Source organism: Mycobacterium sp. pUA109 (assembly GCF_041287095.1).
In the GTDB taxonomy this organism is placed as follows: domain Bacteria; phylum Actinomycetota; class Actinomycetes; order Mycobacteriales; family Mycobacteriaceae; genus Mycobacterium.
This window is the reverse complement of the sequence record NZ_JBGGKS010000010.1, coordinates 63,626-82,753: the sequence shown is the minus strand read 5'-3', so window position 1 is coordinate 82,753 and position 19,128 is coordinate 63,626. Positions and strand designations below refer to the sequence as shown.

The window sequence follows — 19,128 nt, the reverse complement described above, 5'->3', positions numbered from 1 at the left end:
ACAGTAATATTAAGAGCTGTTTAAGCGCCGAAGGCGGCGACCGATCCGATGACGATGATCGCGGGAGGTCGAATGCCCTCGGCGCGAATCTTTTCCGGCGCGTCGCGCAGCGTCGCCCGCAACGCCCGTTGCGCGGCCGTCGTGCCGTGCTGGACCACGAGCACCGGGGTTTCCGCAGGTCGACCGCCTTTCAGCAGCGCCTCGCTGAATTGTTCGATGCGTTCGACGCCCATCAGCAAAACAATGGTGCCGGACATCGCGGCCAGTGCATCCCAATTCACTAACGATTCGGGGTGCCCGGGCGCGACATGGCCGCTGACCACCACAAACTCGTGATTGACGCCCCGATGGGTGACCGGAACGCCGGCCAAGGCGGGCACGGCTATGGCACTGGTCACACCGGGCACCACGGTGACCGGAATCCCGGCGTCGGCGCACGCCAACACCTCCTCGTAGCCGCGGGCGAACACGAACGGGTCCCCGCCTTTGAGCCGCACCACGAACTGCCCGGCCTTCGCTCGCTCGATCATCACCGCGTTGATGGCGTCCTGGGCCATCGCCCGCCCGTACGGGATCTTGGCGGCGTCGATGACCTCCACCTGCGGGGGCAGTTCGGCGAGCAGCTCGGGCGGGGCCAGCCGGTCGGCGACCACCACGTCGGCTTGGGCGAGCAGCCGCCGGCCGCGCACGGTGATCAGCTCGGGGTCGCCGGGCCCGCCGCCGACCAGCGCCACCCCGCCACGCACCACGTCGACGCTGTCCGCGGTGATCAGACCGGCCTGCAGCGCCTCGTGGATGGCGGACCGGATCGCCGCCGACCGGCGGTGCTCGCCACCGGCCAGTACCCCCACCGTCAGCCCGGCGTAGCCGAACGTCGCCGGGGTGACCGCGGTGCCCTCGACGGCAATATCGGCGCGGACGCAGAAGATCTGGCGGCGGTCGGCTTCGGCGACCACGGCGGCGTTGACGTCGGCGTCGTTGGTGGCGGCGATGGCGTACCAGGCGCCGGCCAGGTCGCCGTCGCGGTAGTCGCGCAATTCCAGCGTCACACCGTCGGTGGCCCCCATCGCCTCGACGGCGGGGGTCGCCGCCCGGCCAATGATCTGCACCTGCGCGCCGCTGGCGATCAGCAGGCCGAGCCGACGCTGCGCGACACTTCCCGCGCCGACGACGACCACCTTCTTGCCGGCCAGCCGCAGCCCGACCAGGTAGGGATTATCGGTCACCGGGCAACTGTAGTGGCTGCGTCGGCGGCATGCTCAACGAAGCGCCGCACCGACTCCGGATGCGCCGCCGGATGGGTGTGCAGGTAGGCCGCGTGCACCCCGCCGCGCACGGCGCCGTCGTGCACCGGCGCGCCGTCCTCGCCCCGGCGCACCCACGCCGGCGGGTAGTCGTCGGTGAATGTGACTGCGGTGCGGTGAAATTCGTGGCCCACCGCGCGCTGGCCGGTGGGCCACGGCGGCGAGTCGGTGACGGCGACGACGTCCCGGTACCCCAGCGTCAGCCGTTGGGTGAACCGCGCCGAGCCGGCCAGCACCCCGCACATCGGGGACCCGTCGAGGTCGGTGACCAGGTAGGTCAGCCCCGCGCATTCGGCGTGCACCGGGGCGCGGGCGGCCAGCTGGGTGATCTGGGCGCGCAGCTGCTCGTTGGCCGACAGCTCGGCGGTGTGCTCCTCGGGGAAGCCGCCGGGCAGCACCAGGGCGGCGGCGTCGGCGGGCAGCGGGTCGGTCAGCGGATCGAATGCGGCGACCTGGGCGCCGGCGGCTCGCAGCAGTTCGCCGTGTTCGGGGTAGCCGAAGCTGAACGCTTTGCCGGCGGCCACCGCCACGGTGGGCCGCCCGTGCGCGGGCGGCCCGACCGCGGCCTGCGGATCCCAGCACGGGCCGGGGACCTGCGCGGTCGCGGCCGCGGCGACCGCGGCCAAGTCGACGTGGCGGGCCACCAGATCGGTCATCGCGCGCACCGCGGCGCGGGCCCGGCTGCCGTGTTCGACGGCGGTGACCAGGCCCAGGTGCCGCGACGGCACCGCCAGTTCATCGACCCACGGGATCGCCCCCCACACCGGTATCCCGGTCTGCTCGCAGGCCGACCGCAGCACCTGCTCGTGCCGCGCCGAACCGACCCGGTTGAGCACCACGCCGGCGACGCGGACGCCGGGGTGAAACGTGGCAAACCCGTGCAGCAGCGCGGCGATGCTGTGGCTTTGGCCGCGGGTGTCGACCACCAGCAGCACCGGGGCGCCCAGCAGCCCGGCGACCTGCGCGGTGGATCCGGCGGCGACGCCGGTCGGGCACGGCTCGATCCGCCCGTCGAACAGCCCCATCACGCCCTCGATGACGGCGAGGTCCGCGCCGGCGCAGCCATGGGAGTACAGCGGCCCGATCAGCTCCTGCCCCACCAGCACCGGGTCCAGGTTGCGGCCGGGCCGGCCGGTGGCCAGCGCGTGATAGCCGGGGTCGATGAAGTCCGGGCCGACCTTGAACCCCGCGACCGCGTGCCCGGCGCGCCGCAGCGCGCCCATCAAACCGGTGGCCACCGTGGTCTTCCCGCTGCCCGAGGCCGGGGCGGCCACCACGATCGCCGGGGTGCTCACCACTCGATGCCTTTTTGCCCTTTGCGGCCGGCGTCCATCGGATGTTTGATCTTGGTCATCTCGGTGACCAGGTCCGCGGCCTCGATCAGCCGCGGCGGCGCGTCCCGGCCGGTGATCACCACGTGCTGAGTTCCCGGTCGATCCACCAGCACCGCCACCACCTCCTCGACGTCGACCCAACCCCACTTCAGCGGGTAGGTGAACTCGTCGAGCACGTAGAACCCGTGCTGCTGCGCGGCCAGCCGGCGGGCGATCTCCGCCCACCCGGCGGCGGCCGCCACGGCATGGTCGTCATCGCTGCCGGCTTTGCGTGACCACGACCACCCGGCGCCCATCTTGTGCCATTCGACGGCGCCGCCGACCCCGTGTTCGTCGTGCAGCCGGCCCAGCTGGCGAAACGCCGACTCCTCGCCGACCTTCCATTTGGCGCTCTTGACGAACTGGAATACCCCGACGTCCAGGCCGGCGTTCCAGGCCCGCAACGCCATCCCGAACGCCGCCGTCGATTTCCCCTTGCCCGGGCCGGTGTGCACCGCCAGCACCGGCGCGTTGCGTCGGGCCCGAGTGGTCAACCCGTCGTCGGGCACCTGGAGCGGACGGCCTTGCGGCATCGGCGGTTACCTTCTCCCCTGGTTCACGCCGCCCGGCGCACGGCCGAGGTCAGCTGATCGGCGCGCAGCTGTTCGAGCCGCACGGTCGGCGCACCCAGCGCCGCGGCCAGCTCGCTGGCCAGTCCCAGCCGCACATAGGACGTTTCGCAGTCCACCACCACCGCGGCGGCACCCTCGGCGACCAACCGGGCCGCCGCGGACCGGCTGCGGCCCAACGGGTCCGGGCCGGCGGTGGCCCGGCCGTCGGTGAGCACCACCACCAGCGGGCGCCGCGCCGCGTCGCGCACCTTCTCCCGTGCCACCAGGTCCCGGGCGGCCAGCAGGCCTTCGGCGAGCGGGGTTTTGCCGCCGGTGTCGAACCGGGCCAGCCGGCGTCCGGCGATATGCGCCGAGGATGTCGGCGGCAACACCAGCTGCGCCTGCTGCCCGCGGAAGGTGATCACCGCGACCTTGTCGCGCCGCTGATAGGCGTCGCGCAGCAGCGACAGCGCCGCGCCGCTGACCGCGGCCATCCGGTCGCGGGCGGCCATCGACCCGGACGCGTCGACGACGAACACCACCAGGTTGCCCTCGCGGCCCTCGCGCACCGCGCGGCGCACGTCGTCGGGCTGTGGCCGCAACCGGCCCGCCCCGGCGCGCCCCGCCGCGGCCAACAACGTCGCGAACAGGTGCAGGCCATGGCCCTGCGCGGTGTCCTCGGTGGCGCCCACCGTCATCCCGGCGCTGTTGCGGGCCCGGGATCGGCGCCCCGGCGCCCCCTCGCCGACACCGGGCACGGTCAGCGCGCGGGTGCGGAACGTCGCCGCCGGCGGCGCGCTGGGTTTCGTCGACGATCGCGAGCGCGGCGAAGCCGGGCGCTGCGGGTCGTCGCCCATCGAATTGGGCGCCTGCGGGCGCGACGCGGACGAATCCTGCTGGCCCGGCGCCGGTTCCGAGGCCTGGCCGCCGCCGGGCGGATCCGGGTCCGGCTCCGGGTTCTCGGCGCCGGCCTGGGCCAGCGCCTCGTCGAGCTGGGCGGGGTCGATGCCGGGCTCGTCGAACGGGTCGCGGCGCCGGCGGTGCGGCAATGCCAACTCGGCGGCCACCCGGATGTCGGATTCGTCGACGGTGTCGGCGCCGCGCCAGGCCGCGTGCGCGACGGCGGTGCGGGCCACCACCAAATCGGCCCGCATCCCGTCGACGTCGAACGCCGCGCACAAGGCGGCGATGCGGCGCAGCTCGGTCTCCGGCAGCACCACCGCGTCCACGGCCGCGCGGGCGGCCGCGATGCGGCGGGCCAACTCGGCATCCTCGGCGGCGTAGCGGGCGGCGAACCCGTCCGGGTCGGCTTCATAGGCCATCCGGGCCCGGATGACCTGCACCCGCACGTCGACATCGCGGGAGGCCTGCACGTCGACGGTCAGCCCGAAGCGGTCCAGCAGCTGCGGCCGCAGCTCCCCCTCCTCGGGGTTCATCGTCCCGATCAGCACGAACCGGGCCTCGTGCGAATGCGAGATGCCGTCGCGTTCGATGTGCACCCGCCCCATCGCGGCGGCGTCGAGCAGCACATCGACCAGGTGATCGTGCAGCAGGTTGACCTCGTCGACGTAGAGGACACCGCCGTGCGCGCGGGCCAGCAGGCCCGGCGAAAACGCGTGTTCCCCGTCGCGCAGCACCCGCTGCAGATCCAGGGAACCGATCACCCGGTCCTCGGTCGCACCGATCGGCAGCTCGACCAGCCGGGCCGCGGGCAGCAACGCGGCCAGCCCGCGCACCGCCGTCGACTTGGCGGTGCCCTTCTCGCCGCGGATCAGCACCCCGCCGATCTCTGGACGGACCGCGCACAGGATCAGCGCCAGGCGCAGCCGGTCGTGCCCGACGATCGCGCTGAACGGATATCGGGTCACCGCGGGGACGGTCACCGGGCGGTGTCGGCCTTCAGCCCCAGCACCTTGGTGCCCCAGGACCAGACCTCCTCGAACAGGGCGGGCTCATTGGACAACTGGGTCCCCAGCGACGGCACCATCTCCTTGAGGGTGGGCAGCCAGGACTGATACCGGTCGGGGAAGCACCGCTCCATCACGTCGAGCATGGCCGGCACGGCGGTCGACGCGCCCGGCGAGGCCCCCAGCAGGCCGGCGATGCTGCCGTCGGCGTCGGCCAGCACGGTGGTGCCGAATTCCAGCACCCCCTTCGCACCCTGCGGCCGGATGACCTGCACCCGCTGCCCGGCCTCGATGGTCTCCCAGTCGGCGTCGCGGGCGGTCGGCGCGAACTCGCGCAGCGCGGCCACCCGGTCGGGCTCGGACAGCAGCAGCTGCCCGACGAGGTAGTTCACCAGGCTCATCTGGGTCAGCCCGACGCTGACCATCGACGACATGTTGTTGGGTTTGACCGACTTCGGCAGGTCGGTGAAATGCCCCTGCTTCAAGAACTTCGGCGTCCAACCGGCGAACGGACCGAACAGCAGCCAGGACTTGCCGCCGATGACCCGGGTGTCCAGGTGCGGCGCCGACATGGGCGGGGCGCCCAGCGGCGGGAAGCCGTACACCTTCGCCTGGTGCGCGGCGGCCAGCTCCGGGTTCCCGGTGCGGATGAACTTTCCGCCCACCGGGAAACCACCAAACCCCTTGGCCTCCTTGATGCCCGACTTCTGCAGCAGCGGCAACGCATCGCCGCCGGCGCCGACGAACACGAACTTGGCGTTGAGCTTCGATTTCTGGCCGGTGCGTCGGTTGCGGATCTTCACGGTCCAGCTGCCGTCGCGCTGCTTGGACAGGTTGCGCACCTCGTGGCCGAACAGCGCGGTGGTGCCGCTTTGCACGCCGTAGCCGATCAGCTGTTTGGACAGCGAGCCGAAATCGACGTCGGTGCCGTCGGCCGACCAGTTCAGCGCGACCGGTTCGGAGAAGTCGCGGCCGGCGGCCATCAGCGGCAGCCGGCGGGCGAATTCATCGGGGTCGTCGATGAACTCGGTGGCGGCGAACAGCGGGTTGGCGGCCAGCGCCTGCTGGCGGCGCCGCAGGAAGTCGATCCGCTCGGCGCCGTGCACGAAGCTGACGTGCGGAACCGGGTTGAGGAAGCTGCGCACGTCGGTCAGCATCCCGTTCTCCACCGCGTAGGCCCAGAACTGGCGGGTCACCTGGAATTGCTCGTTGACGGTCACCGCCTTGGTGATGTCGATCGAGCCGTCCGGCTGCTCCGGGGTGTAGTTGAGCTCACACAGCGCCGAGTGCCCGGTGCCGGCGTTATTCCACGGGTCGCTGCTTTCGGCGGCGGCACCGTCCAGGCGTTCGATCAGCGTGATCGACCAGTCCGGCTGCACCCGGCGCAGCAACGCGCCCAGCGTGGCGCTCATAATCCCCGCGCCCACCAGCACGACGTCGGTCTTCGCGGTCTTGGCTTCGTCTGACACCGGATCCTTCGTCCTTACCTACTCGCCAGTTTTCTTCGGTCCCCAGGTTATCCCGACGGCCCCAGCTATTGACCCGGCGCGGTCGAATCCCCGCCCGGTGCGGGCGTCAACAGCCCTTAAGCTGACCGGTGTGACCGGCTGGACGCCCGACGATCTGCCCGGCTACCGGCGGTACACCATTCCGCTGGGCGCCGACCCCGACGGCGAGGGCGACATCGTCGCGACCCTCGTCGCCCGCACCGACGCAACCGCCGAGGCGGGCGCCGTGCTCGCGGTGCACGGCTACACCGACTACTTCTTCAACACCGCGCTGGCCGAGCACTTCGCCGCCCGCGGTTTCGCCTTCTACGGACTCGACCTGCGCAAATGCGGCCGGTCGTGGCGGGCCGGGCAGACACCGCACTTCACCACCGACCTGCGGCACTACGACGTCGAGCTGCAGGCGGCCCTCGACGTCATCGCCGAGCAGACCGGCTCGGCGCGGGTGCTGGTGTACGGGCACTCCACCGGCGGGCTGATCGTGCCGCTGTGGCTGGACCGGCTGCGTCGCCTCGGCGTGCTGGCGGGCACCGGGGTCGACGGCCTGGTGCTCAACAGTCCGTGGCTGGACCTGCACGGCCCGGCGATCCTGCGCTGGCCGGTGACGTCGGCGGTGATCGCCGCGCTGGCTCGGCTGGCCCCGACGAAGGTGGCGCGGGGGCCCGGCTGCGGCGGGTACGGCTGCAGCCTGCACCACGACTACGACGGCGAGTTCGACTACAACCTGGCGTGGAAGCCGCTGGGCGGCTTTCCGATCACGTTCGGCTGGCTGCACGCGAGCCGGCGCGGCCAGGCCCGGTTGCACCGCGGTCTGGACGTCGGGGTGCCCAACCTGATCCTGCGCTCGGATCACAGCGTGCCCGAAACCGCCGACCCGGTCACGTTGCGGTGCGGTGACGCGGTGCTCGACGTCACCCAGATCGCCCGCTGGGCGGGGTGCATCGGCAACCGCAGCACCGTGGTCCCGGTGGTCGACGCCAAACACGACGTGTTCTTGTCGCTGCCCGGTCCGCGCCGAGCCGCGTATCGGCAGCTGGACAGCTGGCTGGACCACTATTGCCGTGCCGCGGACCCCGCCGCACCGACCGGAAGCGGGCGCTGATGGAAACCTACGATCTGGCGATCATCGGAACCGGTTCGGGCAACAGCATTCTCGACGAACGCTATGCCGGTAAACGGGTGGCGATTTGCGAGCAGGGCACCTTCGGCGGCACCTGCCTCAACGTCGGATGCATCCCGACGAAGATGTTCGTCTACGCCGCCGAGGTGGCCAACACCGTCCGGCACGCGGCCCGCTACGGCGTGGACGCGCACGTCGATCAGGTGCGCTGGACCGACATCGTCTCGCGGGTCTTCGGACGCATCGACCCGATCGCGGTCGGCGGCGAGGACTACCGTCGCGACGCACCCAACATCGACGTGTATGACCAGCACACCCGGTTCGGGGCGGTGTCGGACGGCCGGTATCTGCTGCGCACCGAGGGCGGTGACGAGTTCAGCGCCGAGCAGGTGGTGATCGCCGCCGGCTCGCGGGTGGTGGTTCCCGAGGTGTTCCAGCACAGCGGGGTGGCGTATCACACCAGCGACACCGTGATGCGGATCGCCGAGTTGCCCCGGCACCTGACGATCGTCGGCGGCGGCTTCGTGGCCGCCGAATTCGCGCACATCTTCTCCGCGCTCGGGGTGCGGGTCACCCTGGTGATCCGGGGCGGCACCCTGCTGCGCCACCTCGACGACACCATCAGCGAACGGTTCACCCGCATTGCGGCGAGCAAGTGGGAGCTGCGCAGCCACCGCAACGTGGTGGCCGCCCGCACCGACGGCGCCGGCATCGCGCTGACCCTCGATGACGGTTCGACGCTGCGCACCGACGCCGTGCTGGTGGCCACCGGCCGGGTGCCCAACGGTGACCTGTTGGATGCCGAGCAGGCCGGCATCGCCGTCGCCGACGGCCGGGTGGTCGTCGACGCGTACCAACGCACCTCGGCCCGCAACGTTTTCGCGCTCGGCGACGTGTCCTCCCCGTATGAGCTCAAACATGTGGCCAACCACGAGGCGCGGGTGGTGCAGCACAATCTGCTGTGCGACTGGGACGCTACCGACGCGATGGTGGCCACCGACCACCGCTACGTCCCGTCGGCGGTGTTCACCGACCCGCAGATCGCCAGTGTCGGGTTGACCGAAAATCAGGCGCGCGCACAGGGTTTCGACGTGTCGGTGAAGGTGCAGGACTACGGCGACGTCGCCTACGGCTGGGCGATGGAGGACACCACCGGGATCGTCAAGCTGGTCGGCGAACGCGGCACCGGCCGGTTGCTGGGCGCGCACATCCTCGGCTACCAGGCGTCGTCGATCATCCAGCCGCTGATTCAGGCGATGAGCTTCGGGCTGACCGCACCGGAGATGGCCCGCGGCCAGTACTGGATTCACCCGGCGCTGCCCGAGGTCGTCGAGAACGCCCTGCTGGGCCTGTCTTGAGGCGCGAGCAGACGCAAAAGTCCCCTCAAAACCGTCGTTTGGGGTGATTTTGTGTCTGCTCGCGGGGTTAGGCGAAATCCTCGGCCGGCAGGCTCCACTTCTCCTCGATGCGGCCGTAGCGCCAGACCAGCACGGCGATTGCCCAGGTGACGACGAACATGCCGACGATGACGTAACCGATCGCGTTGAGGTTGAGCCCTCCAACCCAGTTCCAGAATCCGCCCGACCAGCCCAGCCGCTCGGCGAGCAGGCCCAGCAGTTCGACGGTGCCGATCAGCAGGGCGACGACCACGGACAGGGCGGTGATGGTGATGTTGTAGTAGACCTTGCGCACCGGGTTGGCGAACGCCCAACCGTACGCGAAGTTCATGAACGACCCGTCGATGGTGTCCAGCAAGCACATGCCCGCGGCGAACAAGGTGGGCAGGCACAAGATGGCGTACCAGGGCAGGCCGGCGGCCGCGCTGGTGCCGGCCAGCACCAGCAGCGCGATTTCGGTGGCGGTGTCAAAACCGAGCCCGAACAGGATGCCGACCGGGTACATGTGCCAGGACTTGGCGATGGACTTGGTGAGGCGGCCCAACAACCGGTTGAGCAGGCCCCGGCTGTCCAGCTGGGCTTCGAGTTCGGCTTCGTCGTAGCTGCCACGGCGCATCCGGGCGAACACCCGCAGAATGCCGGCCAAAATGACGACATTGAGGATCGCGATCAGGTACAGAAATACGCCGGAGACGCTGGTTCCGATCAGCTCGGTGTAATGGTGCAACCGCGATGAGTCGTCTTGGACCGGCCCGACGACGCTCTTCAATCCCACCGTCAGCAGGGCCGCCAGGCCGAACACGACGGTGGAATGCCCCAGCGAGAAGAAGAATCCCACCGCCAACGGGCGCTGGCCGTCGTTCATCAGTTTGCGGGTGGTGTTATCGATGGCGGCAATGTGGTCGGCGTCGAACGCGTGCCGTAGCCCCAGCGTGTAGGCGGTCAACCCGATTCCGACCCCGAAGGCCTTGTCGCCGACGCTGTAATGGGCGGGCTCGACCAGGCACACCAACGTGATCCAGCCGGCCAGATGTAATCCGATGATCACCGCGAACATCAAGCCCAGCCGCGACCATTCCTGCCGCGTCAAGGAACCCCGCAGCCGCACCCACCACGATCGGGGCTGGTTGGCGGCATCGGCGTGGGAAGACAACCAGGTCAGGTTAGGACACCGCCGGAACGCGGTGCAACGCGGACACGCCCCACGGTTTGCCCAACTTTCGAATAAGGCTGGCCTAACTTCCAAAGTTGTGCGCCCTGACGAGCAAAAACAAGGTTCCTGATGTCGACACTTCGAACAGTCGCCACGTTGCTGAACCAGGTGGACGGCCGGTAGGTTTGGTGACCGACGATCGGCATCCCCGAGTGAAGGAGCACGATGCTCGCCACTAGCCGTCCCGCTGTGGCCGTCCGGCCGGCAGCACGCTCCCCGTGGCGCACTCTGAGCCGTTCGACGCTGATCACGGCGGTGTTCATTATCCCGGCCGTGGTGGTTCGGACCGCTGGCCTGCATCTCCACCCCGTTGTCGCCCTGCTGGTTTACGGCGGCGCGGTGGTGGCGGCCAGCTTCTTGCTGGCCTGGGCGGCCGAAGCGGCCCAGATCGATGTGTCCGGTGGGCTGGCGATCGCGCTGCTCGCGTTGATCGCGGTGTTGCCCGAATACGCCGTCGACCTGTACTACGCCTATACCTCCGGTCATGCCCCGGAATACACCCAGTACGCGGCGGCCAACATGACCGGATCCAACCGGCTGTTGATGGGTCTGGGCTGGCCGGTCGTGGTGCTGGTCAGTCTGGTGGTGGCCCGCAAAGCCACCGGTCGTAGAGCCGCCGCGGTGTCGCTGGAGCCCGCCAACCGGGTCGAACTCGGGTTTCTGCTGATCGCCGGCGTGGTCGCGTTCGCCATCCCGGCCAGCGGTCAAATCCACCTGGTACTGGGGCTGGGGTTGTTGGCCTGGTTCGGCTTCTACCTCTACAAAATCAGCCACGGCGACGTGGAAGAGCCCGACCTGATCGGCACCGCCGCCGCCCTCGGAGAGCTGCCCGACCGCACCCGCCGCATCGCCGTCACCACCTTGTTCACCGCGGCCGGTGCGGTGATCTTGTTGTGCGCGAAACCGTTCGCCGACAATCTTGTCGCCGCCGGCACCGAGTTAGGGATCGACCGGTTCCTGCTGGTGCAGTGGCTGGCGCCGCTGGCCTCCGAGGCCCCCGAATTCATCATCGCCACCATCTTCGCCAGCCGTGGCAAGGGGGCCGCGGCGATCGGCACCCTGATCTCGGCCAAGGTCAACCAGTGGACGTTGCTGATCGGCTCACTGCCGCTGGCCCACCTACTCGGCGGCGGCGGATTCTCGCTGGTGCTCGATTCCCGTCAGATCGAGGAAGTGCTGCTCACCGCCACCCAGACCCTGATGGGGGTGACGCTGATCCTGGCGCTGCGCTTCCACCGCGCCACCGCCTGGGCACTGTTGGCGTTGTTCATTGTCCAGTTCCCGATCAGCTCCACCGAGGGGCGGTTGCTGCTCTGCGGCATCTACACGGCGGTGTCCGTCGCCGGGCTGATCGTCCATCGCCGCCACCTGGCCGCCACCGTCGCCGCACCGTTCGTCGGGCACGCGGTGCGCCACAGCGGGCACCCCCACCCGGCTGAGGGGTAGCACTTTGTGGCGAGCGGACACCAAGACACACTTGAGATTGCGGCGAGGGTCGTGGTTTTCGCAAATGCACGACCCTCGCCGCAATTTCAACACGCTCGCGGGGTGAACACCACCCGGGTGCCCGACGGCTCGCGCTGCGCCCAGACCGCCTCGACGTCTGCCAGCGGCCGGGCCTGCGTCGTCAACTGCAGCTGACCGTCGGCGAGCATGCCGAAGAGTCGAGGCAAGAACTCGGTGCGGGCGCGCACCACCACATCCAACGGCACACTGCCGAAGCCGACGCCCGTCAGTGTCACCCCGGCGCTGCGCAAAATGCCCGCCGCCAGGTTGATCGTCGGACCGGCCATGGACCCAATCTGCACGTATCGGGTGGCGTGAAAGGTCGGCCCCAACCCGTCGTTGCCCAGTGCGGAAAGCACGTGTTCGGCCGGCTCTCCCCACAGATAGTCCAGGACCACGTCGAACGGCCGGTCACGGTGCGCGTCGCCGACCCGGGCGCCCAGATCGTCATGGCCGAGCCGGATGGTGTCGTCGGCGCCGACGGTGCGCAACCATTGCAAGCGGTCGGCGTCGCGGCCCACCGCCACGACCCGCTGCACCCCGAACTCCATCTTGGCCAGTTGGACGGCGAGCGCTCCGGTGACACCGGTCGCCCCCACCACCAAGACGTGATGGTCGGGCTGGATCTGCGCGGCGTGGTGCAGCGACATCCACGCCGACAGACCGGGATTGGGTGCGGCCGCGGCGGTCACCGCGTCCACTCCGTCGGGCACGTCGACGGCGCCGCGCGGATCAATCAACGCGCGTTCGGCCATCATCCCGTATGGGCTCACCGCGCCGGTGTAGACCCGGCGCCCATCGGATAGCCGCGCCACCCCGTCCACCCCGGCGACGCTGGGCAACGCCAGCCCCGAGCTCCCGTAGTGCGAACCCGCTACCAACCCGCGGGTGAGGTTGGTCAGGGCCGCCGCCTCCACCGTCGCCACCACGGCATCGTCGTGCGCGGCGGGTTCGGGGAATTCGGCGTATACCGGTGCCCGGCCGAGGGCCTCGATCACCGCTGCTTTCATCACGCCCTCCTCGAGGATAGTTTCCATGGAAACTTACTCTCGCGGATGCGATCATGACAAGATGGTTTCCATCAAAACCAAGTCCGACGCCGTCGCCGAGATCGGTGAGCTGATTCAGGCCGTCGGCGATAAGTTCGACGACTCCGACGGCGACGCCGAGCGCGACTTTATGGCCGAGCACTGCCCGCGGCGGTTGGAACCGCTGGTGCGCGACCTACCGACGCTGAGCATGCATCTGCTCGACCACATCGGCGACGAGCCGATCAACCTGGTCGCGCTGGCGGCGCGCTCCGGCCAGCTCAAGGGGACGGTCTCCAAACATGTGCAGCGACTCGTCGACGCCGGGTTGGTGCAGCGTTCGCCGGTGCCGGGCAACCGGAAAGAGATCGCGCTCAGCACCACCGCCGACGGTCGGATCGTCGTCGGCGCGCATCGGCAGCTGCATGCCGAAATGGATCGTGGGATGCACGACTTTCTCTGCCGCTATAGCCGTGCCGAGTTGGCCACAGTGACCAAAATCCTTCGGGATCTATTGAAGGCCGAACGCGTGGGTGTGCGGTTGGCGACGTAGGTCCGGCTACGATGCGAGCGCGCCCAGGAGCTTTTCAGCCAGTCGGCGATGGGTGGTGTTTTGCGAGGAGGAAAACCGCCAGCCGTCCTCGGTCCGGACGGCCACGGTGGTGTTCACCCGGTAATTGCGAGGCCGCCGTTTCCCCTTCACCACGGCAGCTTTGGCGTGGATCACCGCCACATCGGGCGTCAGAAACCGCAGTTGGGTGACCTCGACATCCAGCCGTGATCCCTTGAGGAATCTCTTGAACAGCGGAGCATACGATGCGGCGATCGCATCACGTCCCTGGTGATGGGCGCCCAGAAACGTGACGTAGTCCGCGTTGGCGGTGAACACACTGGCATAAGCAGCGGAATCCCCTGCTGCCCAGCCCTTGACCTGCCGATTAATCAGCACGTGGATGGCGTCTTCGTCGGCACGCCGGTCGTTGGTCATCGCGGTGCTCACCCCTCTGCTCCCCGTCGCATGAGCGAACCATCCGCGCCTCGATATCCGGGGGGATTGTTATGATTCTGTGACCTTTATGGGCTTGTTTTGGACCGTTGCGAGCACCCGTTGATCAACCAGCTCGCCGAATACGCCGACACCGCCGAGCTTGGGCCCGAGCGTTAGCTGGGCGGCCGAAACAGGCGACCCCTACAGCGGAGTCACATACGCCGAGCTGATCCCACCATCAACCAGGAACGTCGAGGCGGTGATGAACGACGCGTCGTCGCTGGCCAAAAATGCGACAGCGGCGGCGATCTCCTCCGGTTCGGCGAACCGGCCCAGCGGCACATGCACCAGCCGGCGCGCCGCCCGCTCGGGATCGGCGGCGAAAAGCTCTTGCAACAGCGGGGTGTTCACCGGGCCCGGGCACAGCGCGTTGACCCGGATACCCTGCCGCGCGTACTGCACACCCAGCTCACGTGACATGGCCAGCACGCCCCCCTTGGAGGCCGTATAGGAGATCTGCGACGTCGCCGAACCCATCACCGCCACAAACGACGCGGTGTTGATGATCGAGCCCCTCCCCGCGGGCGCCATATGCCGCAGCGCCGCCCGGCAGCACAGGTACACCGACTTCAAGTTGACGTCCTGCACACGCTGCCATGCCGGAAGTTCGGTATCCTCGATCAGGTCATCCTCCGGCGGGGAGATGCCGGCATTGTTGAACGCGATATCGACCGACCCATACCGGTCGGCCGCGGCAGCGAACAGTGCATCGACCGCGCCCTGATCGGAAACATCCACCGGCACAAACAATCCGGATAGCTCATCGGCGGCCGCCGCACCGGCATCGGCGTCGACGTCCCCGACCACGATGGTTGCGCCCTCGGCGCGCATCCGACGGGCCGCGGCCAAACCGATCCCGCCGCCGCCCCCGGTCACCACCGCCACCCGTCCGGCCAGCCGCTGGGTCAGATCGGTCACGGAGCCTCCTTCACGGCGATGAACACGTTCTTGGTGTCGGTGAACGCCAGCGGCGCATCCGGGCCCAGCTCCCGGCCCACACCCGACTGCTTGAAGCCGCCGAACGGCGTGGCATAGCGCACCGAGGAATGCGAATTCACCGACAGGTTCCCGGCTTCCACCGCCCTCGTCACCCGCAGCGCCCGTGACAGGTCATCGGTCCAGATCGAACCGGACAGGCCGAATGCTGTGTCGTTGGCCAGGGCAATCGCGTCGGCCTCGTCGTCGAACGGCAACACGGTCACCACCGGACCGAAGATCTCGTCGATGACGGCGCGGTCGGTGCGCGCCGGGGTCAGCACCGTCGGCGCAAACCAGAAGCCGGGACCGTCGGGGACGCCGCCGCGGAACGCGACCGGCGCATCGTCGGGCACGTAGGACGCGACCTTCTCCCAGTGCGGCCGGGACACCAGCGGCCCCATCTCGGTGTCGCGGGACGCCGGATCGCCGACGACGACACCGCTGACCGCCGGCTCCAGCAGCTCCATGAACCGGTCATAGACGCTGCGCTGCACCAGGATCCGGCTGCGGGCACAGCAGTCCTGGCCGGCGTTGTCGAACACCCCGTAGGGCGCGGTGGCCGCGGCGCGGTCCAGGTCGCAGTCGTCGAACACAATGTTGGCGCTCTTGCCGCCCAGCTCCAGGGTGACCCGCTTGACCTGCGCGGCCGCCGCGGCCATCACCCGGGTGCCGGTGACGGTGGATCCGGTGAAGACGATCTTGCGAACGTCCGGGTGGGTGACCAGCCGGTCCCCCACCACGGTGCCCTGGCCGGGCAGCACTTGCAGCAGGTCGGGGTCCAGTCCGGCTTCGGTGGCCAGCTCTCCCAGTCGCAGGGTGGTCAGCGGGGTCCACTCGGCGGGTTTGATCAGTACGGCGTTGCCTGCGGCCAGCGCGGGCGCGAAGCCCCAGCAGGCGATCGGCATCGGGAAGTTCCACGGGGTGATAACACCGACCACCCCCAGCGGTTCGTGGAAGGTGACGTCGAGCCCGCCGGCGACCGGAATCTGTTGCCCGGAGAGGCGTTCCGGGCTGGCGGCGTAGAACTGCAGCACGTCGCGGACGTGGCCGGCCTCCCACTCGGCGGCCGAGATCGGGTGCCCGGAGTTGGCGACTTCCAGCGCGGCCAGATCGCCGACGTGGGCGTCGACAACCGCCGCAAACGCCCGCAGCCCCTCGGCGCGCGCCGCGGGTGCCAGCCGCGCCCACCGTCGCTGCGCCACCTGAGCCCGCGCCACCGCGTCGTCGACGGCGGCGGCCTCGGTGTGCTCGACGCGGTCCAGCGGTTGCTCGGTGGCGGGGTTGATCAGCTGGGCGGCGCTCATCGCACCGCCCCCGCATAGGCCCGCGCGGCATCCACGATCGCGGCGAAGAGCCGCAAATCATCCAGGGATTCCTCCGGATGCCACTGCACCGCCAGCACAAAACCCTCGCCGGGCAGTTCGATCGCCTCGATCACCCCGTCGTCGTCGCGGGCGCTGACCACCAAGCCCTCCCCGACGTCGGCGATGGCTTGGTGGTGATAGCACCGCACCGCGGCGGCGTCGCCGAGCAGCGACGCGAGCCGGGTACCCGGCACGGTGCGTGCCGTGAGCGTGGTGAACACCGCGTTGCCGGCGCGGTGCCCGTTGTGGCCGATCACCTCGGGCAGGTGCTGGTGCAACGTTCCGCCGAACGCCACGTTGAGCACCTGGGCGCCGCGGCAGATGCCCAGCACCGGGAGCCCGCGCCGCAGCGCCGCGGCCAGCAAAGCGAATTCCCAGGTATCGCGCAGACCGCCGGGTTCGTCGGTGGTCGGATGCCGGGACTGACCGTAGGCGGCCGGGTCAACGTCCTTGCCGCCGGTGATCACCAGACCATCCAGCCGGTCGAGCACCCCCTCGGCGATCTCGGGGTCCACCGGCTGCGGCGGTAGCAGCGTCGCGATCCCGCCGGCCGCGGTGATGCCTTGGAAGTAGCTGGCGGGCAGGAAACTGGCCGGGACGTCCCAGACTCCGGTCTGCGCCTGATCCAGGTAGGTCGTCATGCCGACGACGGGCTTATAGCCGCTCAAAGCCTCGCACTCTCTCCCAGTCGGTGACCGCGGCGTTGAACGCCTGCACCTCTACCCGTGCGTTGTTGAGGTAATGCGCGACGACGTCGTCACCGAATGCCTTACGCGCCACCGCCGAGTGTTCGAACAAGGCGGCAGCCTCATCCAGGGTAGCCGGGAGCCGGGGCAGGTCGCTGGCGTAGGCGTTGCCGGCAAACGGGTCCGGCAGCACCAGGTCGTTGTCGACCCCGTGCAGTCCACCGGCGATCAGCGCCGCGAGCGCCAGGTAGGGGTTGACGTCGCCGCCGGGAACGCGGCACTCGACTCGCAGCCCAGCGCCGTGGCCGACCACCCGCAGCGCACAGGTGCGGTTATCCAGGCCCCACCCGACCGCGGTGGGCGCGAAGCTGGCGGCGGCAAACCGTTTGTAGGAGTTGATGGTCGGCGCGTACAGCAGCGTCAGCTCCGGCAGCGTCACCAACTGACCCGCCACGAAGCTGGCAAACAGCGACGACATGCCGTGCGGCGCATCGGGGTCGGCGAACACCGCGGCACCGTCCTCGCCGCGCAGCGACAGATGGATGTGGCAGCTGTTGCCTTCGTGTTCGTCATATTTCGCCATGAACGTCAGGCTTTTACCGTGCTGGTCGGCGATCTCCTTCGCGCCGCTTTTGTAGATGCAGTGGTTATCGCAGGACACCATCGCGGGGGCGTAGCGGAAGGTGATCTCCTGCTGGCCTGGATGGCATTCGCCCTTGACGCTCTCCCACGTCAGCCCGGCCTCGGCCATCTGCACTCGGATGTCGCGCAGCAGCGGCTCGAGCCGGGATCCGGCCACCAGGCCGTAGTCGGCGTTGTAGTCGGTGGCCGGGGTCAGGCCGCGGTAGCCGTGTTCCCATGCCTGCCGGTAGCTGTCCTCGAACACCAGAAATTCCAGTTCGGTGGCGGCGTCGGGCACCAGGCCCCGCTCGGTGAGCCGGTCGATCTGGGTGGCCAGGATCTGGCGCGGTGCGACCGCCACCGGCCCGCCGTCGTGGTGGCGCAGGTCGGCCAGCACCAGCGCAGTGCCGGGCAACCAGGGGGTGCGTCGTAACGTGCCGAAGTCTGGGATCAGCACCATGTCGCCGTAGCCGGTGTCCCAATTCGATAGTGCGTAGCCGGGCACCGTGTTCATTTCGACGTCGACCGCCAACAGGTAGCTGCAGCACTCCACCCCGTGGGCGGCCACCTCGGCGACGAAGTGGGCGGCCGCGATCCGCTTGCCCGTCAGCCGGCCCTGCATATCGGGGAACGCGACGATGACGGTGTCGATATCGCCGGCCGCGACCAGCTGTTGCAGGTCGGTAACCGTGAGCACCTCTCCGATCCTATCCGCGCTGTGCCGGCTGAGTGCAGTTATGTCGCATAACTCTCACGCGAAACAACTGGCACTGCAGTCACTTACGTCGTCGGCGCGAGCGTGCGTAGACCCGGGAATCCGGTCGGCGCGCCGACCGGGGACACGCACGCTCGCGGAGCAGGCGGAGGTCACCAGGTGCTGGTGCGCAACACGATTTCGGCGGCGAGTTGCGCGGTGGACTCCTGCGCGCTGCGTCGACCGAGCAGTTCGACCACCCGGAAGTCGCCGTAAACGTAGCGCTGGCTGGCGCGGGCCACCTGCTGCGCGCCCCGGCCACTCACCAACACGGTGGTGTTGATCTCCACCGGTGGGCAATGCTCGTCACGCACCATGCCGTTGAGGTCGGGCACCCGCGGATGGCCCCGGTCGATGGCCACCAGGCCGGTGAAGCGATCCAACCGGGTCGCGGCCAACTCCCAGGCAAGCTCGCCGCCGCCGAGCCGATCACCGACGACGACACCCCACTGGATGTCGAGCGAGTCGAGAATGCCGACCACCGACTTGACCGTCAACCGCGGGTCGGGACCGACGACGACGGTCCGCAAATGGGCGGTGTGCAGGCGTTCGCAGACGGCGTCGTACGCGGCGACGGTGCGCTGGGCGGCACTGAGCACCACCACGACAGGACTCCCTCCGGGGCCGGCCACGCTGACCGGGATGGGGAATCCGTCGACGGTTGTCATCGTCGAAGGCATTTTCAGCACGCTACAACCAGACGGCGCCTGGCGGGCCATTTTCGACGCGGTCTCAGCGACCTTTCAGGCAAGCCGACCTGCTGGGCCGAT

Annotated in this window: 17 protein-coding genes; 4 read left to right on the top strand and 13 right to left on the bottom strand. The window is 69.4% G+C overall.

Translation table 11 applies throughout. The features are described 5' to 3' along the window. Nucleotides 1-20 precede the first annotated feature (20 nt). Genes cobA through mqo form a run of 5 tightly spaced genes read right to left on the bottom strand, consistent with a single transcriptional unit; the run spans nucleotide 21 to nucleotide 6,604 of the window. Nucleotides 21-1,226 (bottom strand): uroporphyrinogen-III C-methyltransferase, encoded by a 1,206-nt coding sequence (gene cobA / locus ACAG26_RS13330; protein WP_370482895.1) that lies wholly within the window; start codon nucleotides 1,224-1,226, stop codon nucleotides 21-23. Next, nucleotides 1,223-2,599: a cobyrinate a,c-diamide synthase gene (locus tag ACAG26_RS13325; RefSeq protein WP_370482893.1), complete on the bottom strand. Its 1,377-nt coding sequence runs from the start codon at nucleotides 2,597-2,599 to the stop codon at nucleotides 1,223-1,225. The genes cobA and ACAG26_RS13325 overlap by 4 nt, the downstream gene beginning before the upstream one ends. Further along, nucleotides 2,596-3,210, bottom strand: coding sequence for a cob(I)yrinic acid a,c-diamide adenosyltransferase (gene cobO, locus ACAG26_RS13320; RefSeq protein ID WP_370482891.1), 615 nt, complete (start codon nucleotides 3,208-3,210; stop codon nucleotides 2,596-2,598). The genes ACAG26_RS13325 and cobO overlap by 4 nt, the downstream gene beginning before the upstream one ends. Before the next feature lie 23 nt (nucleotides 3,211-3,233). Next, nucleotides 3,234-5,096, bottom strand: coding sequence for a magnesium chelatase subunit D family protein (locus tag ACAG26_RS13315; protein ID WP_370482889.1), 1,863 nt, complete (start codon nucleotides 5,094-5,096; stop codon nucleotides 3,234-3,236). 11 nt (nucleotides 5,097-5,107) lie between these two features. Then, complete coding sequence (mqo, locus tag ACAG26_RS13310) at nucleotides 5,108-6,604, bottom strand: malate dehydrogenase (quinone) (RefSeq protein ID WP_370482887.1); 1,497 nt, start codon at nucleotides 6,602-6,604, stop codon at nucleotides 5,108-5,110. 130 nt (nucleotides 6,605-6,734) lie between these two features. Between mqo and ACAG26_RS13305 the strand changes: the two genes are divergently transcribed. Beyond that, nucleotides 6,735-7,745 (top strand): alpha/beta hydrolase, encoded by a 1,011-nt coding sequence (locus ACAG26_RS13305; protein WP_370482885.1) that lies wholly within the window; start codon nucleotides 6,735-6,737, stop codon nucleotides 7,743-7,745. Then, nucleotides 7,745-9,121, top strand: coding sequence for a mycothione reductase (gene mtr / locus ACAG26_RS13300; protein ID WP_370482883.1), 1,377 nt, complete (start codon nucleotides 7,745-7,747; stop codon nucleotides 9,119-9,121). The genes ACAG26_RS13305 and mtr overlap by 1 nt, the downstream gene beginning before the upstream one ends. A 67-nt stretch (nucleotides 9,122-9,188) precedes the next feature. Here the strand turns inward: mtr and ACAG26_RS13295 are convergent, their stop codons facing one another. Further along, nucleotides 9,189-10,268, bottom strand: coding sequence for a HoxN/HupN/NixA family nickel/cobalt transporter (locus tag ACAG26_RS13295; RefSeq protein WP_370483097.1), 1,080 nt, complete (start codon nucleotides 10,266-10,268; stop codon nucleotides 9,189-9,191). Nucleotides 10,269-10,538: 270 nt separating this feature from the next. On the opposite strand from ACAG26_RS13295, the gene ACAG26_RS13290 reads away from it, so the two are divergent. Continuing rightward, nucleotides 10,539-11,819 carry a sodium:proton exchanger gene (locus tag ACAG26_RS13290; RefSeq protein WP_370482881.1) on the top strand — a complete coding sequence of 427 codons (1,281 nt, stop codon included), beginning with the start codon at nucleotides 10,539-10,541 and terminating at the stop codon, nucleotides 11,817-11,819. Between the two features lie 86 nt (nucleotides 11,820-11,905). Here ACAG26_RS13290 and ACAG26_RS13285 read toward each other — a convergent pair whose 3' ends face one another. Further along, nucleotides 11,906-12,889, bottom strand: coding sequence for a zinc-binding alcohol dehydrogenase family protein (locus ACAG26_RS13285; RefSeq protein ID WP_370482879.1), 984 nt, complete (start codon nucleotides 12,887-12,889; stop codon nucleotides 11,906-11,908). A gap of 70 nt (nucleotides 12,890-12,959) precedes the next feature. Here ACAG26_RS13285 and ACAG26_RS13280 point away from each other — a divergent pair, with 70 nt between their 5' ends. Next, nucleotides 12,960-13,460: a MarR family winged helix-turn-helix transcriptional regulator gene (locus tag ACAG26_RS13280; protein WP_370483095.1), complete on the top strand. Its 501-nt coding sequence runs from the start codon at nucleotides 12,960-12,962 to the stop codon at nucleotides 13,458-13,460. A 6-nt stretch (nucleotides 13,461-13,466) separates the two neighbouring features. Here the strand turns inward: ACAG26_RS13280 and ACAG26_RS13275 are convergent, their stop codons facing one another. The 6 genes from ACAG26_RS13275 to ACAG26_RS13250 all read right to left on the bottom strand — a co-directional run bounded on the left by ACAG26_RS13275 (nucleotide 13,467) and on the right by ACAG26_RS13250 (nucleotide 19,038). Beyond that, nucleotides 13,467-13,895: an SgcJ/EcaC family oxidoreductase gene (locus ACAG26_RS13275; protein WP_370483094.1), complete on the bottom strand. Its 429-nt coding sequence runs from the start codon at nucleotides 13,893-13,895 to the stop codon at nucleotides 13,467-13,469. Nucleotides 13,896-14,096: 201 nt separating this feature from the next. After that, entirely contained in the window at nucleotides 14,097-14,873 is a 777-nt protein-coding gene (locus tag ACAG26_RS13270; RefSeq protein ID WP_370482877.1) for a 3-oxoacyl-ACP reductase, read from the bottom strand. Further along, nucleotides 14,870-16,237 carry an aldehyde dehydrogenase gene (locus tag ACAG26_RS13265; RefSeq protein WP_370482875.1) on the bottom strand — a complete coding sequence of 456 codons (1,368 nt, stop codon included), beginning with the start codon at nucleotides 16,235-16,237 and terminating at the stop codon, nucleotides 14,870-14,872. Before ACAG26_RS13265 ends, ACAG26_RS13270 begins: the two co-directional genes overlap by 4 nt. Continuing rightward, nucleotides 16,234-16,938, bottom strand: a complete 705-nt coding sequence (locus tag ACAG26_RS13260) for a gamma-glutamyl-gamma-aminobutyrate hydrolase family protein (protein WP_370483093.1) — start codon at nucleotides 16,936-16,938, stop codon at nucleotides 16,234-16,236. The genes ACAG26_RS13265 and ACAG26_RS13260 overlap by 4 nt, the downstream gene beginning before the upstream one ends. Nucleotides 16,939-16,951: 13 nt before the next feature. Continuing rightward, a complete protein-coding gene (locus tag ACAG26_RS13255; protein ID WP_370483092.1) occupies nucleotides 16,952-18,310 on the bottom strand; it encodes a glutamine synthetase family protein in 1,359 nt (452 codons plus the stop codon). Between the two features lie 161 nt (nucleotides 18,311-18,471). Beyond that, a complete protein-coding gene (locus ACAG26_RS13250) occupies nucleotides 18,472-19,038 on the bottom strand; it encodes an alpha/beta fold hydrolase (protein ID WP_370482873.1) in 567 nt (188 codons plus the stop codon). Nucleotides 19,039-19,128 lie beyond the last annotated feature (90 nt).